At 60.7% G+C, this 20,615-nt stretch carries 16 protein-coding genes, 1 tRNA gene and 1 pseudogene; 12 read left to right on the plus strand and 6 right to left on the minus strand.

Annotated features, from left to right (window positions below):
• Positions 1–810 precede the first annotated feature (810 nt).
• Positions 811–1,077 carry a hypothetical protein gene (locus tag V1286_RS12210; protein ID WP_108517746.1) on the plus strand — a complete coding sequence of 89 codons (267 nt, stop codon included), beginning with the start codon at positions 811–813 and terminating at the stop codon, positions 1,075–1,077.
• A 138-nt stretch (positions 1,078–1,215) separates the two neighbouring features.
• Here the strand turns inward: V1286_RS12210 and V1286_RS12215 are convergent, their stop codons facing one another.
• Positions 1,216–1,500, minus strand: coding sequence for a YciI family protein (locus tag V1286_RS12215; protein ID WP_334489635.1), 285 nt, complete (start codon positions 1,498–1,500; stop codon positions 1,216–1,218).
• Between the two features lie 32 nt (positions 1,501–1,532).
• Positions 1,533–2,117 (minus strand): TetR/AcrR family transcriptional regulator, encoded by a 585-nt coding sequence (locus V1286_RS12220; RefSeq protein ID WP_334479847.1) that lies wholly within the window; start codon positions 2,115–2,117, stop codon positions 1,533–1,535.
• A gap of 201 nt (positions 2,118–2,318) precedes the next feature.
• Here V1286_RS12220 and V1286_RS12225 point away from each other — a divergent pair, with 201 nt between their 5' ends.
• The gene (locus V1286_RS12225) at positions 2,319–2,552 is read left to right on the plus strand and encodes a hypothetical protein (RefSeq protein WP_334479849.1); all 234 of its coding nucleotides are present in this window, start codon (positions 2,319–2,321) and stop codon (positions 2,550–2,552) included.
• An 18-nt stretch (positions 2,553–2,570) separates the two neighbouring features.
• Here V1286_RS12225 and V1286_RS12230 read toward each other — a convergent pair whose 3' ends face one another.
• Complete coding sequence (locus V1286_RS12230) at positions 2,571–3,731, minus strand: DUF1186 domain-containing protein (protein WP_334479851.1); 1,161 nt, start codon at positions 3,729–3,731, stop codon at positions 2,571–2,573.
• A gap of 3 nt (positions 3,732–3,734) precedes the next feature.
• The gene (locus V1286_RS12235; RefSeq protein ID WP_334479853.1) at positions 3,735–4,670 is read right to left on the minus strand and encodes a pirin family protein; all 936 of its coding nucleotides are present in this window, start codon (positions 4,668–4,670) and stop codon (positions 3,735–3,737) included.
• Between the two features lie 92 nt (positions 4,671–4,762).
• Between V1286_RS12235 and V1286_RS12240 the strand changes: the two genes are divergently transcribed.
• Together V1286_RS12240 and V1286_RS12245 are read left to right on the plus strand one after the other, a co-directional pair.
• Positions 4,763–5,044 carry a nuclear transport factor 2 family protein gene (locus V1286_RS12240; RefSeq protein ID WP_334489637.1) on the plus strand — a complete coding sequence of 94 codons (282 nt, stop codon included), beginning with the start codon at positions 4,763–4,765 and terminating at the stop codon, positions 5,042–5,044.
• Positions 5,045–5,255: 211 nt separating this feature from the next.
• Positions 5,256–6,093, plus strand: a pseudogene (locus V1286_RS12245) (alpha/beta fold hydrolase).
• Positions 6,094–6,406: 313 nt separating this feature from the next.
• Here the strand turns inward: V1286_RS12245 and V1286_RS12250 are convergent.
• Positions 6,407–6,500 (minus strand) — tRNA-Ser (locus tag V1286_RS12250).
• 975 nt (positions 6,501–7,475) lie between these two features.
• Here V1286_RS12250 and V1286_RS12255 point away from each other — a divergent pair.
• The 8 genes from V1286_RS12255 to V1286_RS12290 all read left to right on the plus strand — a co-directional run bounded on the left by V1286_RS12255 (position 7,476) and on the right by V1286_RS12290 (position 19,380).
• Complete coding sequence (locus tag V1286_RS12255) at positions 7,476–9,017, plus strand: porin (protein ID WP_334479856.1); 1,542 nt, start codon at positions 7,476–7,478, stop codon at positions 9,015–9,017.
• 400 nt (positions 9,018–9,417) lie between these two features.
• Positions 9,418–10,998, plus strand: a complete 1,581-nt coding sequence (locus V1286_RS12260) for a porin (protein ID WP_334479857.1) — start codon at positions 9,418–9,420, stop codon at positions 10,996–10,998.
• Positions 10,999–11,517: 519 nt separating this feature from the next.
• Entirely contained in the window at positions 11,518–12,573 is a 1,056-nt protein-coding gene (locus tag V1286_RS12265) for a formylglycine-generating enzyme family protein (protein ID WP_334479858.1), read from the plus strand.
• A 240-nt stretch (positions 12,574–12,813) separates the two neighbouring features.
• On the plus strand, positions 12,814–14,409 hold the full coding sequence (locus V1286_RS12270) for an arylsulfatase (protein ID WP_417021250.1): 1,596 nt from the start codon (positions 12,814–12,816) through the stop codon (positions 14,407–14,409).
• A 103-nt stretch (positions 14,410–14,512) separates the two neighbouring features.
• The gene (locus V1286_RS12275; RefSeq protein WP_334479861.1) at positions 14,513–16,111 is read left to right on the plus strand and encodes an arylsulfatase; all 1,599 of its coding nucleotides are present in this window, start codon (positions 14,513–14,515) and stop codon (positions 16,109–16,111) included.
• A 52-nt stretch (positions 16,112–16,163) separates the two neighbouring features.
• The gene (locus V1286_RS12280; protein WP_334479863.1) at positions 16,164–16,943 is read left to right on the plus strand and encodes a hypothetical protein; all 780 of its coding nucleotides are present in this window, start codon (positions 16,164–16,166) and stop codon (positions 16,941–16,943) included.
• Between the two features lie 144 nt (positions 16,944–17,087).
• Positions 17,088–18,062, plus strand: a complete 975-nt coding sequence (locus V1286_RS12285) for an HAD family hydrolase (protein WP_334489639.1) — start codon at positions 17,088–17,090, stop codon at positions 18,060–18,062.
• Positions 18,063–18,147: 85 nt separating this feature from the next.
• Positions 18,148–19,380 carry a cation:proton antiporter gene (locus V1286_RS12290; protein ID WP_334479864.1) on the plus strand — a complete coding sequence of 411 codons (1,233 nt, stop codon included), beginning with the start codon at positions 18,148–18,150 and terminating at the stop codon, positions 19,378–19,380.
• Here V1286_RS12290 and V1286_RS12295 read toward each other — a convergent pair.
• The gene (locus tag V1286_RS12295) at positions 19,377–20,453 is read right to left on the minus strand and encodes a SphA family protein (protein ID WP_334479865.1); all 1,077 of its coding nucleotides are present in this window, start codon (positions 20,451–20,453) and stop codon (positions 19,377–19,379) included. The two genes, V1286_RS12290 and V1286_RS12295, sit on opposite strands and share 4 nt — an antisense overlap.
• Positions 20,454–20,615: the final 162 nt, after the last annotated feature.

A 20,615-nucleotide genomic window follows, 5' to 3' on the forward strand; every position in this document is an offset into this window, starting at 1 on the left:
ATAAAAGTCTGAAGGCTCTGGTCGACGAAAAGAGGGTGTCGGCGAGACATCAGGTCAAACGGCTGGATCGCATTTCGGAAGAGCGTTCTTTCAAAAGAGGCTCGCTCTTTCAAAACCGGTCCGGCAGAAGAAACAAGTTTTTCTTCGTTCGGTGCGGGTATCCTTACGACCCGCAATTTCGGTGGGGCCAAAAGCCCGGCATGAAATCTGGTCCTGACGTGTTCGCCGACGCCCTCGTTCCCGGAACGCTATCGTTCCCGGAACGCCCTCGTTCCCTGGAACGTCCTCGTTCCCCCGGAACGCCCTCCGCCGGAGTGTTCCGATAGCCGACGCATCAGGCGTCCGGCGTCAAGGTCTTCCCCGATTCATCATCGATCGTTCGCAGGTGTCGGTTGTTTCGCTTCCGCCTGTTGTTCCAGGCGCGTCGTCGCTCGCGAATTCGGTATCCGCCGCGCCGTGGACCCCGAATGGTCGCAGCAACTGCGCGACGGCTGTTGCGGCCGGCCCGGTGACGAATGATGATGATGCCGACCTTGCAGCAATGGTTATCGTTCTGCGAAACCGCAAGGTAAACCGAATTTCACGATTGGTAACTTCTCCTTGTGCCGCAGGCATTTCTGCGATTTCGCATTCGACAGCACAAGGCGCGCGTTTACATCCCGTTCATCGCGAACCTTAAACTGCCCTTCAAATTTGATCGGTCATGATCATCCCAACAACAGACCGGAAAACGGCGTTGGGGATGTGTTTTGACAGTGGACAGGGGCCGCGCTCGGGGGAGGGCGGCAACGATAAAAAGGGGAGCTACGGATGTTTCAGGGGCACTTTGATCTGGACGCGGCCATTCCGGTGGAGGCCACCGCGATCCCGGACGTGCTGTTCGAGCGCGGCCTGTACTGGGCGAGCGGTCGTTCCGGCGTGGTCAATCTGGTCGCGGCCCACAAATGGTTCAATCTTGCAGCCCTGAAGGGACGCGCGGATGCCATCTCCATGCGCCGCGAGGTCGCCGAGATGATGTCGGATGCCGAAATCGCCACCGCACAGCGCGAAGCCCGCGCCTGGATGACGGCGCATTGAGATCCCGCCGTTTCAGGCGGATACCCCGTCTGTGATTTGCAGACGGCCGCTCATGCGCCACTTCGCCGGGGCGGCTTCGTCCAGCTAATGAACGCGCGCTGACGGGCTGCACAGCCCGTATCGTCGGCCCGTCGATTGTCAGCCCGACAGAAAAGCAAGCCGTTGATCGGTCCTGCCCGGTGCGATCTGGAGGATTTCCGCGGTGACGACGTTCTCCGCGACGAACGGGTCCTCGTCGATCCGTGCCTGAAGATCCGGGAGCGACGCATTGTGGGCGAGAATGCCGCCGCCCAAATTAGGCTGCAGGCTGCCGGCCAGCAGGAATATACCGTCCTCGAAGCCGCGCTTGAGCCAGGCGTTGTGCCCTTCCATGAATTGGGAAGCGCGGGCTTTGTTGGAAAATCTGAGCAGTATGACAAACATCGTGCGGCGTCTCCTTTGAATCGAACGGCGTCTCATTTCGTGCGGCGTTTGCCGGTGCATTGCGCATCCAGCCAATTGCACATCTGTTCGGCTTCCCGCCGAATGAATCCCTCGTCGCGAAAGGCATTTGCCAATGTGGCGACGCCCTGACTGCGGGCAAGAAGATGCATTGCCAGCGCATCGGCGTCCGCCTTGCGGCCGAGCAGGGCGAATTGTCGGCGCAGCCAGCCGCGAAACAGTGTAAAAATCTCGTTCGCCTGTGCCTGCGCGCCGTGATCCAGCTTCGCCAACTCGTTGCAAAGCGAGCCGACCGGGCAGCCGTACAGCATGATCTTCGCCCTGTTCGTGATCAGGATATGGATGAAGCTGCGGATGCGATCCGCCGGATGGCCGCCTTCGGCCTCCCACCGATCCAGCATCGCTCGGGTATTCGCCAGCCGATAACCGAGGACGGCATCCAGTATCTCGTCCTTGGTCCTGAAATGGTAATAGAAATTGCCGCGCGAGATTTGCATGGTCTCGGCGATGTCCGAAAAGGATGTGTGCTCGTAACCTCGCTGGTAAAAAAGCTGATCGGCTTCCTCGACGATATGATCGCGGGTGGTCTTGCCGCTCATGAAGTCACCTTTTCTCCCGCTCGCGCCACCGAACCTGTCTGTCCGAATGCGCGCGCAGACTACCCGGCGGCACGGGTGGCCGGGTTAAAAACCGGCGATACTGTGGGACCTCGATCAATCTGGTAAAGGCCTAGGGCAGTTGTCCTAATCGTAGCCTAGGACGATTGTCCAAATCCGTCAAACAATCCGTTAGAGGGCTTCGTGAACGATGGGATCGGGCGCGATCCGGAAGTGCTGTTCGAACGCGGTGTCTGCTGGGCGAGCGGTCGTTCCGGCGTGGTCAATCTCGTCGCGGCCCACAAATGGTTCAATCTTGCAGCCCTGAAGGGACGCGCGGATGCCATCTCCATGCGCCGCGAGGTCGCCGAGATGATGTCGGATGCCGAAATCGCCACCGCACAGCGCGAAGCCCGCGCCTGGATGACGGCGCATTGACATTCCGGGCGGCCGGTCTCACGCCGGCGGCTCGCCATTGGCAAGGCAGCATTTCTTGGCCTTCTTGCCGCTCCCGCAGGGGCATGGATCGTTACGGCCGACGTGACGCCAGGGATTCCTGACCGGCTCGCTCGGGTACGCGAAATCGGTCCAGGGGGCTTCCTCGCCGTCCTCGTCGAAGATGTCTTCGCTGTCCCGCACCCAATCCAGCGACACCAGCACGTCCTCGATGTAACCGAGGTTGACTTGCGTGAACCGATCGATGTCGTCGGGCGCGTGTTCGGCTGCGACAAGGTCCTCATCGAACTGAGGACGATCAATCCATTCTTCGGGTATGCGGTCTTCACGAAAGGCACCGTCGACGAGCGGCACCAGGTCGCGCAGACCGAGCAAGGCGATTGCCTGCAGCCAGCCCGCCCAGGCCTGATCGCCGTCTTCGGCCGGCCGCTCTTCATGGAACCGGACCAGAAATTCCCGAAACTGATCGCGCTGGATGCGCCGCTCCCATGCCAGGAAAGTCGCCGCGCCGAACAACGCTTCACGGATGAATCCATCAATCGAGCGATCGGTGATCAAGGCGAACAGGGCGTCGGCATCATCATCGAACGCGCCAGTGACGATTTTGGCCAGGCTTTCAGTGACGGCATCGCCGAGCAGGTCGTCGAGTTCTTCTTGGGGCCGGCGCAGCAGGCGCAGGAGCGGTTGGCAGGCTTCCCGGTCACGCGCACCGCCAAGGATATGAAGCCCGCGGAACAGCAGCAGGCTTTCGTCGTCCGACAATACCTCGCCGTCCGCAGCCTGCAGCAGAACGGCGCGCAATTTCGGCGCGGCCTCCTCGATTCTCGCCGTGCACATTCCGACGGCTAAATCCGGCAGCTTCCGTTCCGTCGCGATGGCATGAAGGTAGTCTTCGATCGGGCCGAGATCAGGCGTGTTCTCGCCACTGCCAAGGATCGCTTCGAGTTCTTCCTTTTTCATGTTGCGCTCCGCTGCGTGTTGCAAAGCTGATCGGAACTCCCCCAACCGGGGCGGAACAGGTCTCGCGCCAGCCGAGGTAGTCGAGCTTTGGCCAATAGTTTGCCATTTCTGCGCCTTCCCTTCGGCTATCACGCGGAACGCGAAGTCGTTCGTGTCTTCTGCAATCGCCCGGTAGCATATGGGCGATCGACTTGTCAGCACCGGTCAGTCCGGAAGTGGAATGTGCTCATCCCGATCATTGACGGGAAGATCGAAACGTCCCTTGCCCCAGTTCTCAGCGCGCCATTCGGCCTTGGCCTCTTCGATGCGCTCCCTGGATGAGGCGACGAAATTCCACCAGATGTAGCGGGGACCCGAAAGGGTCGCGCCGCCGAGGATCATCAGCCGCGCGCCTCTGTCGCCAGCCGCCACCGTGATCCTGTCGCCGGGGCGGAAGACCATCATCTGAGATGCCTCGTATTCCTGGCCGGCGATGGAGATCGAACCTTCGACGATGTAGATGCCTCGGTCTTCGTGATCATCCGGCATCGGCAGTCGGCTTCCTGCTTCGAGCGCCACATCGGCGTAGAATGTTTCCGAGAACATCGTCGCAGGGGCCTTTTCGCCGTAGGCGTCCCCGAGGATGAGCCGGACCGAGACGCCGCTATCCTCGATAACCGGCAGCGCCTCCTTGCCATGATGCTCGAACATCGGTGCCATATCCTCGTGACGCCCGGGCAGCGTCAGCCAGGTCTGAATTCCGAACAGGCTGTTCGGACCGCTTCGGGCAGCCGCTGATGTGCGCTCGGAATGGGAGACACCGCGCCCGGCGACCATCCAGTTCAGCTCGCCCGGACGGATCGTCTGATCGGCCCCGGTGCTGTCCCGGTGATGGAAGTCGCCGCGATATAGATAGGTAACGGTGCCGAGACCGATATGCGGATGCGGCCGAACGTCAACGCCCTGTCCGATCAGGAGTTCGGCCGGCCCAACCTGATCGAAGAAGATGAACGGTCCGACCATCTGCCGCTTCGGCGCCGGCAGGGCGCGCCGAACCGCAAAGCCGCCGAGATCGCGAGCGCGTGGAACAATGAGAGTTTCGATCGCGTCGATGCCCACCTCATCGGGGCAGCCGGGGTCGATTGCCGGGTTCCAACTCATGAGCGTCATCCTCTCTTGGGCTTCCGGGAGGGCCTCGCCCTTGCCGATGCGAATGCCTGATTTCGATTAATCCGGACCAGCACAATCCGAACATTCCTCAAGGCCGGGACGCGTTGCAGGGTCTCGTCGAGACCCTGTCGCCTTCCGTCCACTACGAGCCGGGCCTGATCATCGCCGAAGGTGATCTGGTCGCCATCCACGGCCGTATCCGCGGCTGGGCAGACGAGCCTCAGGTTGTGGTCGATATCTTCCGGGTCGAGGGTGGCAAACTCGTCGAACACTGGGACGTGTTGCAGAACGAGGTGTCGGTAAGCGGAGGCGTTGCCGGCCTCTCGATGTTCGATCCCGAGGAAGGTGCCAGCCGTGCCGGATAAGATCATGGCTGACGGGGCGACAACGACTAGATGTCCCTTCCAATAACTCGCTGAGCTTTTCTATGTCTCGCACATCCGCCTTTGGCGTGCCGGTCTGCCGCGCGATGCCCTAATTTCGGCCTCGGCGCTCGCCGCAAGCTTCACCTTTCCGCTGGGCAACGCGCGTGCTGCGGGGCCTGCCACCCACGACGTTCCAGAAGGAGAACACACCATGGGCTTTGTCACGACCGACGACGATGTACAGATTTTCTACAAGGATTGGGGTCCCAAGGACGCCCAGCCCATCGTTTTTCACCATGGCTGGCCGCTCAGCTCCGACGACTGGGACGCGCAGATGCTTTTCTTCCTGTCGAAGGGCTATCGTGTCGTCGCGCATGACCGGCGCGGCCATGGACGCTCGGAGCAGGTCGCCGATGGTCACGACATTGACCACTACGCGGCCGACGCGTTTGCCGTCGCCAAGGCGCTGGATTTGAAAAACGCGGTTCACATCGGCCATTCCACCGGTGGTGGCGAAGTGGCACGGTACGTGGCGCGACATGGCGAACCTGCGGGCCGGGTGGCCAAGGCCGTCCTCGTCGCTGCCATTCCGCCGCTGATGCTGAAGACCGACGACAACCCCGGAAGGAACACGCATGGAGGTCTTCGACGGTTTTCGGTCGGCACTGGCCAGTAATCGTGCACAGTTCTTCCGCGACGTCCCGTCAGGCCCGTTCTACGGCTTCAACCGCGAGGGCGCGACGGTCCATGAAGGAGTGATCCAGAACTGGTGGCGGCAGGGCATGATGGGTAGCGCCAAGGCGCACTACGACGGCATCAAGGCCTTCTCGGAAACCGACCAGACCGATGACCTCAAGGCGATCACCGTGCCGACGCTGGTGCTGCACGGTGAGGACGACCAGGTCGTTCCGATCGCCGCCTCGGCTTTGAAGGCGGTCAAGCTGCTGCCGAACAACTCGCTGAAGACCTATCCTGGTTTCTCGCACGGGATGCTGACGGTGAATGCTGACGTGCTAAACGGCGACCTTCTGAAGTTCGTCACGAACTGAAGTGGCTGCAGGGCGCGGCTCCCGGCCCCGCAGTTCGAGTCGACGCTTGAGAGGGTGTGCGTGCGTCGGTGGAGCACAAGAACTCCATCTCGCACTACAGAAGCGGCCGCGCATATCGCGGTCTCACTGCGCGCTTGTCAGCCAATCCTAGTGGTGGGGCCGAAACCAGACGGCCCGAATTCGGTCATGCTCAAGCCTATTCGCCAACAGAAGCGAAGGGGAGGCTGTAGCGTAGAAACGGCGGGGGTCGACGGTGTGTATGCTGCTTGGTGATGATGCGGCCATCGGCGGCCATATCGCAGGGGCTGAGCGATGGCGGAGCCGGAGGGATTCGAACCCTCGATAGGGCTTTACAACCCTATAACGGTTTAGCAAACCGCCGCCTTCAGCCACTCGGCCACAGCTCCATCAGCGCGGATATGCCTGAGGCGAGGGCCAGCCGCAAGCGGCAGATTCAGATTACGCCGAGGCCATTTAGAGGCGCCGGCGCTTCGCGCCCATTCCTCACGAACGGCCGATATCCCGTATCGCGCGTTTAGGCGCATGTTTCCGGGCTCTGTGGGTATCGAGGACACGCAGACGGCTCAGCTATTGGCACGGTGTGCGCGACGCGGGATCTGGCCTTCGCAGGGAGTTTTCGCGGTCTGTTTGCCTCACGCGCCGCGTCGAAATCGCGTGAAATTGATTCGATGTCGCCGGCGGACCGATTCGATTCCGCGCAATCCCGGTTCCAGATCGCCGCGCGCAAGCGCCGGATTTTACCGCACGCTATAAATGCCTTCCGATCCCGAGAAATATCGAGGCTTCCATCGTCTTCCGCCGGTTTTTTGCCCCGGTTGAGGGCCCGTCGACCGTGAGAGGCGCGTCGCGGCCTGGGCCGGCATGCGATGAGCCTCGTCCGTTGACTCTATAATAGGTGCGAAATCGCCCGCTGCGGATTCGGCGACCTCGTCTTCGATTCGATGCGAGAGAGGCACGCTGGCGGGCACGAGCCGCCTGTTGCAGTGCCCACACCGACAATCGTGGTGTCAATTGGAACTATTCGAAAACACTGAATAGAAACAGCATCTTGCAGAGAAACTTCGATCACGAACACGTGTTATTTGTGCAACACCCTTTGGAAAAGGGCCGGAGCCGGGCCGTTCGAGGCGGTTCCTTTGTTGCGTGTGCAGAAGTCCTCGGTAATTGTGATCGAGCGACGGAGGGGGGCATCCCGAGGTCGTCCCGTTTTAGGTGGTTCGCTTAAGTCCCTCGCGTTCATGCGGGAGTGTCCGAAGGCGCGAAGCGACTAAGCGGGTTTCAGGGGACAAGGGAACCAACCTTAGGGTGTTTACACCCAGCGGATCCGGAACCTTCCCTACAGAGCAACTTGGAGGTTTAACATGAAGATGGTTAAGAGCCTTATTCTCGGCTCAGCGGCGGGTCTGATCGCCATGAGCGGAGCTCAGGCGGCCGATCTTCCCGTCAAGGCCAAAGCGGTCGAGTACGTGAGGATCTGCTCCCTGTATGGCGCGGGTTTCTTCTATATCCCGGGCACCGACACCTGCATCAAGCTGGGTGGTTATCTGCGCGTTGACACCACGTTCAACGGCTCGCCATACGATGAGCCGGCTTGGAGCGGTGATCAGGGTCAAGGCAATCGCTATCGCGATTACTTCGCTTCCCGTTCCCGTATGGCGCTGACGGTCGATACCCGTACCGCCACTGAATACGGTGTGGTTCGCACCTTCGGTCAGCTGGACTGGTCGTTCGCCTCGCCGAGCGGCAGCGTCAGAGAAGTGGGATTTGCAGGCCAGGCCGGCGGCCTGAACAACGGCCAGCAGATCGCGACGGAAATGCTGTTCATCCAGTTCGCTGGATTCACTTTCGGTCGGTCGGCTTCGGCCTATGCGACGCCCTGGCATGGTTATCCAGGCAACAACACCTCGTTCCTGGTTGGCGGTCATGACACCGTTACCGGTACGAACAACATCCAGTACACTGCTCAGTTCGGCAACGGCGTGTCGGGCACCATCGGTCTGGATGACCCGCTCGCGTTCAACCGCACCAGCGTGTACAATCTGGCTACGGGCGGGGCTTCGCTCGCATCCCTTAACGCCAACGGAGCCGGCGTTAACGCTTATGCGGGCGTGCATGCTCCCGACATCGTCGGCAACATTCGTGTCGACCAGGCTTGGGGTCTGTTCCAGATTTCAGGCGCACTGCATGAGGTTAACGGTTCGTACAACAACCTGACGTTGGGCGCAGCGAACAACCTGTCGGAAATCTCCGGCCATCCCGAGACCAAGTGGGGCGGTTCGGTGATGGCTGCCTTGCAGATCAAGAACATCCCGACCGGTGCCGGCGACGACATCAAGATGGATGTGAGCTGGGGCAAGGGCGACATCAAGAACATCGTTGGCACCAGCGCTGGCGTACGGCCTTTCCAGATGTACAGCAACGGCGCCGCTGGCACTTACCAGAGCATCGGCTTCGCTAACGCAACCGATGGCGTCTATCTGCCGACATCTGCCGGCGGTGACGGGTCGATCCATCTGACCGAAGGTTTTGGTTTCCGTGGTGCGTTCAACCACAACTGGGATCCTTACTGGTCGACCAGCCTGTTCGGCGGCTACGCTGCCATTCGGTATGACGGCACGGCGAAGGCCAGCTATTGTGCTGCCTACGCTGCGAGCAACACCGGCGCCCAGTCTGTGGATTTCAGCTGCAACCCCGACTTCAATCTCTCGCAGATTGGTCTGATCACCCGCTGGACTCCCGTCAAGAACCTGACGTTCTCGGCCGAAGTGCTCTATTTCCACCTCGACCAGAAGTTCTCCGGTTCCAAGATCCTGACGCCGGCGAATCCGAAGCCGACCGCCATCTACCAGTACAAGGATCAGGATACGGTCAGCTTGAACATTCGCGCTCAGCGTAACTTCTGATCTCGAACGTCTGACAACTTTCTAGGAGAATCCCCGGCAGGAAACTGCCGGGGATTTTTCGTTGTGCGACCGCGTTCAGGACACCGGGGGCCCTGAATTCGTGCGCTCCGGTTGCAGCGCTCTGATCGCCGGGCGGAATACGAGGCTTTGCGAGCGAAGAGCGATGGCCACGGCACCGGAGGGCCCCGGCGCTTGACGTTGCGCAGCGTGATCCGCGTCATCAGCATTGGATTCTCACGCCGAACGCCTCGACGTGTTGCACAAGACCCACAGCCACGGAAAAACCAGCGCTGTTCACGGTCATGTCACGCTCCGACTCAGATTTTGGCGGTATTCCTTCAGCCATATAAACATGCTGCTGCATCCAAAAGCCTGCAGACGCAAAAGGAGAACAAACAAAGTGACAACGTTCAAAAAACTTATCCTTGGCTCGGTCGCTGGTATTTTCGCCGTCGGCACGGCGCAGGCGGCCGATCTTCCGGTCAAGGCAAAGGCGGTCGAGTACGTGAGGGTCTGCTCGCTGTACGGTGCTGGTTTCTTCTACATCCCCGGCACGGATACCTGCATCAAGCTGGGTGGCTACCTGCGTGTCGACACCACGTTCAACGGCGGACCGCACGGCCAGCCGGCCTGGAATGGCGATCTGGGCCAGGGAAATCGCTATCGCGACTCCTTCGCTTCCCGTTCACGTATGGCGTTCACCGTTGATACCCGCACCGCCACCGAATATGGCGTGGTCCGTACCTTCGGTCAGTTGGATTGGTCGTTCACCTCGCCGAGCGGCAGCGTCAGGGACGTTGGAACCACAAGCAACGGGCAGCAGATCAACACCGAATATCTCTTCATCCAGTTCGCCGGATTCACCTTCGGTAAGTCTTCTTCGGCCTACTCGACCCCTTGGAACGGTTACCCGGGCAACCTCAGTGCGAGCCTGCTCGGCGGCAACAACACCGACACCGGCCTGAACAACATCCAGTACACCGCTGAGTTCGGCAATGGCGTGTCGGCCAGCATCGGCCTGGACGATCCGCTCTCCTTCAACCGCACCAACGTGTTCAACCTGGCCACGACCTCGGCTGCCGGCGTTGTTACGCTCGCGAGTCTTAACGCGAACGGAGTCGGCACCAACGCCTATGCGGGCGTGCATGCTCCCGACGTCGTCGGCAGAATCCGTGTCGATCAGGCCTGGGGTCTGTTCCAGATTTCAGGCGCGCTGCATGAAGTTAACGCTTCGTACAACTCGCTGACCCTGGGTGCGGCGAACGAATTTTCGGAAATCTCTGGCCACCCCGAATCAAAGTGGGGCGGTTCGGTGATGGCCGCGTTGCAGATCAAGAACCTCCCGACCGGTGCTGGCGACGACATCAAGTTCGATGTGTCCTATGCAAAGGGCGACACCAAGAATGTGCTCGGTGTAAGCGGATCCTCGCCCAGCTTTGCGATGTTCGGCAGCAGCGGATCCGCCTATCAGAGCGTTGGATTCGGTGCGACCACTGACGGCGTCTATCTTCCTGGCGCTGGCGGCACGGACGGCATCAAGCTCACGACGGCTTGGGGCTTCCGTGGTGCGTTCAATCACAACTGGAACCCATACTGGTCGACCAGCTTGTTTGGAGGCTACTCCAGCGTACGATATGATGGTGGAGCTAACGACAACCTGGGGGGTGCGGGAACAACCTCGGCCAAGGGCGCCTATTGTGCGGCATTCGCGGCCAACCATCCAGGCCAGGCGTTGGTCGGCAATGCCGCCGGCGCATATTCCTGTAATCCCGACTTCAATGTCTCGCAGCTTGGCCTTCTTACGCGCTGGACTCCGGTAAAGAACCTGACGTTCTCGGCCGAAGCGCAGTGGTTGCACCTGGACCAGAAGATGTCGGGCAGTTCCGTGTTCGCCGCGACTGCTCCAAAGCCGACGGCTCTCTACGAGTTCAAGGATCAGAACACGTATCTGCTACAGCTTCGCGCTCAGCGTAACTTCTGATCCCGAAAGACTTGAAGCACTCGGAGAACCCCCGGCAGGCAACTGCCGGGGGTTTTTCTTTGCCGCGTGCTGGTCTGCTACCGGCCGGTTGATCGTGCATGCGCGCCGCGCGGTGCGACCGCCGCAAGCTCGATGGATAGGAGCGCTGGCGAGGCGTATGGCCTCGCGGCGCGAAGCGGCCGCAGGCTGCGTAGCAGACGCGTCGTCCGCTAAAGCGCGCGAGCACCAAGCCAAGCAAATCAGTATCGAGGTCTAAAGCCTGTGGTTGTTCGGCCAGAGGTCGCTACAAAACTGGAATGACGCCCCGGTACAGAGGCTACGCAACGCTTCACGCGTTGAGGGATCATCGCATGCATCGCGTTCATAACGAGATTGAGCAGGACCTGGTGTAATTGTACGGAAGATTGGGATGCCAGATCTCCACCGTTATGCGGCGGCTGCGCATTGAAAGGATGGTCGCAATTAGACGTATTGATTTAGATCAAGATCGCCGGTTTCCCAGCGGGTGAAATGGCGCTCATGCTCGCAGGAATGGCCCTTGGCCGGCATCCCGCGATGATCACCGGGGGTGACATGACGGCGCTCTTCTCTGCCTCCACGGCTAAGGCTGATGTCACGGTTGATGACTTCTCCTCGCAGCCTGATGGGATGATCTGGATACCCAGTGGCACTTTCCGCATGGGGTCGGACAAGCATTATCCCGAAGAAGCGCCGGCGCACCGTGTCACGGTGGACGGTTTTTGGATGGACCGCTATCCGGTGACGAACCGGCAATTCAGGGAATTCGTAAGGGCCACCAAACACATCACCGTCGCCGAAATCACACCGGACCCCAAGGATTATCCGGGAATGCTCCCGCATATGATCTACGCGGGCTCGCTGATGTTCTTGCCGCCCAACCACCCGGTCAACCTCCGTGATTTCAGCCAGTGGTGGACCTTCGCCAAGGGCGCGCAATGGCGGCATCCCTACGGACCCGGAAGCAACATCCGTGGGCTGGACGATCATCCGGTCGTGCACGTGGCCTTCAGCGATGCGCTCGCCTACGCCAAATGGGCTGGCAAGGATCTGCCAACCGAAGCGGAATGGGAATTCGCAGCGCGCGGTGGGCTCGACGACGCCGAATTCGCGTGGGGCGACGAATTCACACCGGCCGGCCGCCACATGGCAAACACCTGGCAGGGAGAATTCCCTCGGCAGAATGCCAATGCCGATGGCTTCGAGCGCACCTCGCCGGTCAGTGCATTCCCGCCCAACGGCTATGAGTTGCACGACATGATCGGCAACGTCTGGGAATGGACTGCCGACTGGTATTCGCCAAAGCATCAGGCGGATGCGGCGAAGGCCTGCTGCATTCCAAAGAACCCGCGCGGCGGGCGCGAGGACAACAGCTACGACCCCCGAACGACTAACGTGAAGATTCCACAGAAGGTCATCAAAGGCGGCTCGCATTTGTGCGCGCCGAACTACTGCCGACGCTACCGGCCGGCTGCGCGACACGCAGAGCCGGTCGATACTTCCACCAGTCATCTTGGCTTTCGATGCATCAGGCGAGAAGCCTCTGATGCATCATGAAAAAGGGAGAGCGAAGCTATGTTGAGTACCATATTCGCTGCCAAGCCACCATTAATTGCAACACCGCCACGCAAGACGCGTTGTTTGCTTGAGCGTTCATGCGCTGTCCTGCTGAGCGCGACGATGATGATGCCGCTGGCCGGCACGCCGGCAACCGCACAGCAGCCGGCTCGGCAACCGGCTCAGCAGCCGGCGCAGCCAGCTCAGCAACCGGCGCAGAAACCCAACATCATTTTCATCATGGGCGATGACATCGGCTGGATGCAGCCGAGTATCTACCATCGCGGCCTGATGGTCGGCGAGACGCCCAACATCGATCGCATCGGGCAGGAAGGTGCGATGTTCACGGACTATGTGGCCATGCAGAGCTGCACCTCCGGCCGCAACGCCTTCTTCACCGGCATGTATCCGCTGCGCACGGGCATGATCCCGCCACAGCTCCCCGGAAGCCCGTCCTATCTGCGGCCCGGCACGCCGGCGATCGCAAAGTTCATGCTCGATCTCGGCTACAACACCGGCGAATTCGGCAAGAACCATCTGGGCGACCACACCGATTCCCTGCCGACCGCGCACGGCTTCCAGGAATACTGGGGCTATCTCTACCACCTCGACGCAATGCAGGGGGTGAGCTTCCCCGACATCAACAAGACGCCGCTCCAGCAGACAGTTGCGCCGCCTTGCCGGAACACGCCGATTCCCGGTATCCCGGAAGTGCCCGGTGCCGTGGATCCCAAGACCACGCTGTGCCTCACGCCCCCTCGCAATGTTCTGTCGTGCAAGTCCTCGGACGGCACGAGCAAGAACCAGATGTGCGCTGACGAGGGCCCGCTGACGCTGGATCGCTCCAAGACGGTGGACGAAGAGATCTCGACGAAGGTCATCGAGTTCCTCGACCGCAACGACCCGAAGAAGACCAACAAACCATTCTTCGTCTGGTACAACCCGGCGCGCATGCACGTCGTCACCGTTCTGTCGCCGAAGTACGAGGCCATGCTGGGCGAGCGCGGCGGCAAGGACTGGGGCACCAACGAAGCCGGCATGAAGCAGATGGACGACAACATCGGTCTCGTCCTCAAGAAACTGGACGATATGGGCCAAGCCAACAACACGATCGTTGTGTTCACCACCGACAATGGTGCCGAGGCGATCTCCTTCCCGGACGGCGGCGTGACCCCGTTCAAGGGCCAGAAGGGCGAGGCCTGGGAAGGCGGCTACCGCGCGCCGATGGTGATCAAATGGCCGGGCGTCATCAAACCGGGCACGGTGCACAACCAGTTGTTCGCCGCTCTCGACTGGGTACCCACGCTGACCGACATCGGCGGCGGGCCCAAGGGTGACGAACTGAAGCAGCAGATCGAGGCGGGCCGGTATCCCGGCATCGTCAAGACGACGTTGGACGGCGTCAACCAGCGTGACTTCCTGGAAGGCAAATCGGCCAAATCGGCACGCGACTACTTCTTCTATTTCTCAGGCTCAACGCCGTCGGCGGTGCGCTACAAGAACTGGAAGATGTACTACACCATGTCGCAGCCCGGGCCGGCCGGGTGGATCCTGCCTCTGATCCCCTTCCACTTCACCTTGGTCCAGAACATCAAGCGTGATCCCTTCGAGCAGAGCGTCGGCACCGACCAGAAGTCGGCGATGAGCATGGGCGGTGCACTCGGCGCCCCGGCGACCGCCTTCCAGTACGACTGGAACATGCTGCCAATCGGCCAGCGGCTGTGGCTGGAGCACTTGTTGACCTACGAAAAGTTCCCGCCGCTGCAGCCGCCGGAAACCTACAATCTCAGTCAGGTCCTCGAGCAGGTCAAGAACAGCCGCCACGCCAGCGACTAGCCGCGTGAGACGAGCATGATGCGACTAGGCGGACGCCCTCACGGGCGTCCGCACACGACAGGTTAGCGATAAACGCGCTGAGTGAATCGGGAGGTTGCCTATCATGAGCATCGTCAGGAACGCTTGTGTCGGTCTTCTCACATCGCTCGCTGCCGCGACGACGCTGGTCACGCCCCTTTCCGCCCAACAACAACAGAAGCCCAACATCCTCGTCATCATGGGCGACGACATCGGCTACTGGAACATCAGCGGCTACAATCGCGGCATGATGGGCTACCGCACGCCCAACATCGATCGCATCGCCAACGAAGGCGCGATCTTCACCGACTATTACGGACAGCAATCCTGCACCGCAGGTCGCGCCGCGTTCATTACCGGCCAAAGCCCATTGCGCACGGGACTCTTGAAGGTGGGCCTGCCGGGCGCGAAGGAAGGCCTGTCGGGAAAGGATCCGACGATTGCCGATCTACTCAAACCGCAGGGCTATGCGACCGGGCAGTTCGGCAAGAACCATCTCGGCGACCGCAACGAATTTCTGCCCACGGTGCACGGTTTCGACGAGTTCTTCGGCAACCTCTATCATTTGAATGCGGAGGACGAGCCGGAGCACCCGGACTATCCGAAGAATCCGGCATTCAGGGCGCAGTTTGGTCCGCGTGGCGTCATGAAATGCGTGGCGACCACCGTCGACACACCGGGCGACGATCCGCGCTTCGGCCCATGGGGCAAGCAGAAGTGCGAGGATACCGGACCGCTCACCAAGAAGCGCATGGAGACAGTCGACGAGGAATTCCTCAACGCCTCGGTGGACTTCATCGACCGCGCCAATCGCGACAAGAAGCCGTTCTTTGTGTGGTTCAATTCGAGCCGCATGCACATCTGGACTCGCCTCAAGCCTGAGTCCCAGGGAAAAACCGGCCTTGGTATCTATCCCGATGGCATGGTGGAGCATGACGGGCAAGTCGGGCAATTACTGAAAAAACTCGACGATCTCGGCATCGCCAACAACACGATCGTTATCTACACAACCGATAACGGCGCCGAGACATTCTCATGGCCCGACGGCGGAACCACGCCGTTCAAGGGCGAGAAGAACACCAACTGGGAGGGTGGCTATCGCGTGCCGGCGATGGTGCGCTGGCCCGGGCTGGTGCCCCCGCGAACCGAGATCAACGACGTCTTTTCGGCAGAGGACTGGGCGACGACGCTGGTCGCGGCGGCGGGCGAGCCCGACGTCAAGACAAAGCTGCTGGTGGGCTACGATGCCGGTGGCAAGAACTTCAAGGTCCACCTCGACGGGTACGACCAGCGTGACCTTCTCGCCCGCAAGGGCGCCAACAAGCGCCGCGAATTCTTCTACTGGACTGACGACGGCAACCTTGCCGGTCTTCGTTACGACCAATGGAAGGCGGTATTCATGGAACAGAAGGCCCATGGGTTTGACGTGTGGGCGCAGCCGATGATTCAACTTCGTTTGCCGTCGCTGTTTAACCTCCGATCCGACCCGTTCGAGCGAGCCCAGCATGAAGCCGGCGATTACGTCCGGTGGTTCGTGGAGCATGCCTTTGTGCTCGTCCCCGCTCAGGCGATCGTGGGGCAGCATCTCATGAGCTTCCAGCAGTTTCCGCCGAGGCAACGACCGGGTTCATTCTCCGTCGAGCAGGCAATGGAAAAGCTAAGGAATCCGCCGTCCAGCAATTGAATTCGGCACGCCTCCGATTGAACGCAAGTAGCGAAACGCAAGGAGTTTTATCATGATCACCAAGAGTCGAGTTGGCTGCACGATCATCGCCCTCCTGCTCTGCGGGACAACACCGGCGCTGGCCCAGACCACGCCTTCGACGCCGCAGCACGAGCCGCTGCAGAAGACGATCGGCCAAGCCAAGCCGGAGATTGTGCCGTCCTTGATCGTCATGAACGCCCGCGGCGCCAGCCTGCAGGGCGGGAAATTGACGCTCACCGGTGTAGCGTCCAACTCGATCGTTTTCGCGGACCGCCCGGTGCGGGCGGCAGGGCATTCGCTCACGACCAACCTGATGGAGGAATGGTCGCCAAACAATACCAGCGATGAGAGCTTTACCAAGGATCCGCCGAACGCCACCGTCTCGGTGTTCAGCACGGACGGGTCGAAGATCCGCGATGCCGTCGTGGTGCTGAAGACCGCGAAGCTCGAGGGCGACCGGCTGACCTTCGATGTCGATGTGCTCGAAGGCGATCTTTCCGGCGGCGACGGGCCAGCGGCGCTCTTCATCGACCGCTTCGGCTTCGGCGGCTTCCACGGCGGCGGCTTCCACGCGGGCGGCATGGGCGGTTTCCACGCTGCCGGCTTCCACGGCGGCTACGCGCGGGTCGGGGGTGTCGGCGCAGCCGGCGCCTGGCGTCGTCCCTACGTCGCGCGCGGCGCCTGGTATCGCGGAGGCTACGGTGCTGCAGCGGTCGGTGCCGCCGCGGTGGGTGGGGCCGCGCTGGGTGCGGCGGCAGCAAATGCCGCCTATCCCTACTGCGGCTACTATCCTTACCCGCCCTGCTACTGAGGACTGCACGAGCCATGCATGCGCCTTTGCGCGCAGCATTGATGATCGAAAACTGGCTGGTGTACGAACCTAAAGGGATCGACCATGAAACCGATCGTGCGATTTCCGCTCGTGGACCGCCGCGTCCTCCTCTCGTCGCTGGCGATGCTCCCCTTGCTCTCTGCCTCGTTCCGCTCTACCTCCGCGCTGGCACAGGCACGCGATCCACTTCCGTCCTGGAACGAGGGGGCGACCAAGGCCTCGATCCTCGACTTTGTCGCCCGCGTCACGACGCAAGGCGGGCCTTTCTTCGTCCCGGTCGACCAGCGCATCGCGACCTTCGACAATGACGGTACGCTCTGGATCGAGCAGCCGATGTATATTCAATTGGCCTTCGCGCTCGACCGGGTGAAGGCGGTTGCGCCGATGCATCCGGAATGGAAGACCAAGCAGCCGTTCGCGGCGGTGCTGGACGGCGATCTCAAGGCGCTTGCGGCTTCAGGCGAAAAAGGATTGGTCGAAATCATCGCCGTGACACATGCCGGCATGACCACGGCAGAGTTTGAGAAGATCGTCACGGATTGGCTGGCGACCGCGCGTGATCACCGATTCAAGCGACCCTATACCGAACTGGTCTACCAGCCGATGCTGGAGTTGCTGGCCTACCTGCGCGCCAGCGGCTTCAAGACCTTCATCGCGTCGGGTGGCGGCATCGAGTTCATGCGGCCGTGGACCGAACGGATCTACGGAATTCCGCCGGAGCAGGTCATCGGCTCATCGATCAAGACCCGGTTCGAGATGAAGGACGGCGCGCCAACGCTATTCCGGCTGCCCGACATCAACTTCATCGACGACAAGACGGGAAAGCCGATCGGTATCAACGAACACATCGGTCGCCGTCCGATTGCAGCCTTCGGCAACTCCGACGGCGATCTCGAAATGCTGCAATGGGCGACACTCGGCGCCAGTGGCGCGCGGTTCGGCCTGATCGTGCACCACACCGACGCGGAACGCGAATATGCTTACGATCGCCATTCGCATTTCGGCAAGCTCGACGTAGCGCTGGACGCGGCGGCGGTGAACAAGTGGACCGTGGTCGACATGAAGAAGGACTGGAAACGAATCTTTGCATTCGATTGACGTCCGAGTTCGATCAAGGTGATGGTGGATTGACCCGAGCTCCACGCATGGACGTGCTCGCTGGGAGAGGAGGGACTGTCGGAATATGCTGTCTGACACGATCAGCTTTCTCCGGGATCACCTCTTCACCATGCCGGTGCTCGCGAAGTTCGCGGTGGGGATGGTCATGCTTGTCGTCATCCCTCGACTCTCCCGGCGATTGCATGTTCCTGTACCTGTAGGTTTGCTGCTGAGCGGTGTTTTAGTTGGGCCGTATGTTCTGGACATCTTTGGCAAGGTCCGACCTATCGCAGATTTCCTGGCGGAATTGGGTAAGCTGCTGTTGATGTTCTTTGCGGGCCTGGAAATCAACCTTGAGCTGTTTCGGCGCGCCCGAAACCGCTCGATTGCCCTCGGCGTCGCCACGACCCTGTTTCCCCTGGTGCTCGGCACTATCGTTGGGCTCTCATTCGGCTACGCCGCGATTCCGGCGATCGTGATCGGTTCGCTGCTGGCTTCGCATACACTGCTGGGGCTAAGCATAGTGAGCAGGCTCGGTCTGGGCAGCCTGGAGCCGGTGACGGTAGCGGTTGGCGCCACGGTGATGTCGGACACGCTGTCGCTCGTGGTGTTCGCTATTTGCGTCTCGATTTACACGACCGGTTTTTCTCCGTCTGGTCTGGCGCTCCTGTTGGCCGAGATCGCCGGCTATATCTTGCTGGTCCTGTTCGGCCTGAGTCGCCTCGGCGCCTATGTACTCAAGCGCGTCAAGGACGAGGAGGACGCTTACTTTGTGCTCATGCTAAGCATCATGGCCATCGCGGGCGTGCTTGCGGAAGCGATCCAGCTGCCGGGCATCGTGGGTGCGTTCCTTGCGGGACTCGCCATCAACGCCTCGGCACAACACGCGCCTGCTAGTGTCAAACTTGAGTTTCTGGCTAAATCGCTGTTCATTCCGATCTTCTTTGTCGTTACCGGATTCCTGATCAACCCGATCACCTTTGTTTACGGGATTTTCGACAACTTCTTGCTCGTTGCCAGCATCATCGGTGCCCTGCTCATCGGCAAGTGGATAGCCGCCTGGGGCGTGGGTCGCGCGTTTGGCTACAGCCGGAATGAACAGCTCACGGTCTGGTCGCTCACGCTGCCACAAGTTGCCGCGACGCTTGCCGCGACGCTGGTCGCGCATGAAACGCTCGGTGCGGCCGGTCAACGGCTGCTCGACGATCGAATGCTCAATGTCGTGCTTGTGCTCGTATTCGCAACATCCGTCCTTGGTCCGGTGTTGACTGAGCGGTTTGCGTGTCGTCTGACGACTGGCCAGCCTGGTCGATGCTAATATTTTCTGACGACGGGTTTAGTCGTTGGAGGCGCTCCGGGCGCGGGCGGCGAGATAGAGAAGGTCACCCAGGTATTCCAACCGGCTGGCCGGTTCTCCGCAGCGAACTCTCCGTAAGCCTTGAAATTGAGATAGCCCTGCATGTCGCCAACCGGAAACAGGAACCCGATCTGGGGACCGACGCCAACCACCTGGGACTGGAAGCAGCCGACACGGTCGCCTGAACCGCTGTCGCAGCCGAGCTCCTTGTAGACATAGCCCACGAGGCCAACCATGACCTGCTTCGACAGGAATTGCGATGCACCCCAGTCGAAATGCATGTCGACGCCGTTCTGATACTGCGTCGCAGTGTTCTTGAAATTGTAGGTGAAGCCGAGCACACCGGAGAATTCATGGCCGGTCTGGGGATTGAAATAGGTGTAGCCGCCGCCGGCGTCGATCGCGCCGTGTCCGATGCCTATATTCGACAGGCGCGTGGATTGGTAAGCGCCAACCGGGATGTCGCCCGTGACATAGGCCATGTAGTTGTGGACGCCGGCATTCCAGCGCAAATTGAATTGCGGTATCAGATCCCCAAAGCCCCATGTCGTGTCGCTGATGCTGTCGGACCGCGCGAAGGGGACGGTGCCGCCGAACGGGCCCGTGAGCACGCCTGACAAGGTCCCCGCCAGGCTGGTTCCGACGACGCCATAGGCTCCTATGAGCAGCACCGACGCTTGGCCGCCGAGCACCGGCGTCTCGAATGTATAGGACGGGATCACAAAGCCCAGATTGCCGGTGGCGTTGAGATTCAAATTCAGATTTGCGTTGACTGTAAGGTTGGCCGGAACCCTGCCGAGCGTGAATTCGCGCGCACGCGCGACGTCGGCGCCGGCGGATACGGAGGTATGGTAGTAGATATTCGCCAGCGACCAACCCGGCTGCAGCGGCGTGGCTGCCAGGCTTCCAAAGAAACCCGGCACCCAAAACGATACGCCGCCTTCATCGGCATATGAGGCTACAGGGCAAAGGAAGATCGCCGCAGTCGCTGCTGCGTAACCGAATTTCCCGATGTTGAATTGAATCTTGGCCATGCAACGTCCCCAGCTCTCTGCTCGAACAGGATGCGCAATTCAGCTTCTATCTCGGAATCGGAATCACTCGTCACGGCTTTGATAGTAAGCCACAAGCCGGCGGGGGGGCGTGATGGATTGGTAACACCCAAATTTATTTGGTTGCGGCCTGAACTGAATACT

Origin of the sequence: Bradyrhizobium algeriense, assembly GCF_036924595.1 — a bacterium.
Classification (GTDB): Bacteria; Pseudomonadota; Alphaproteobacteria; order Rhizobiales; family Xanthobacteraceae; genus Bradyrhizobium; species Bradyrhizobium algeriense.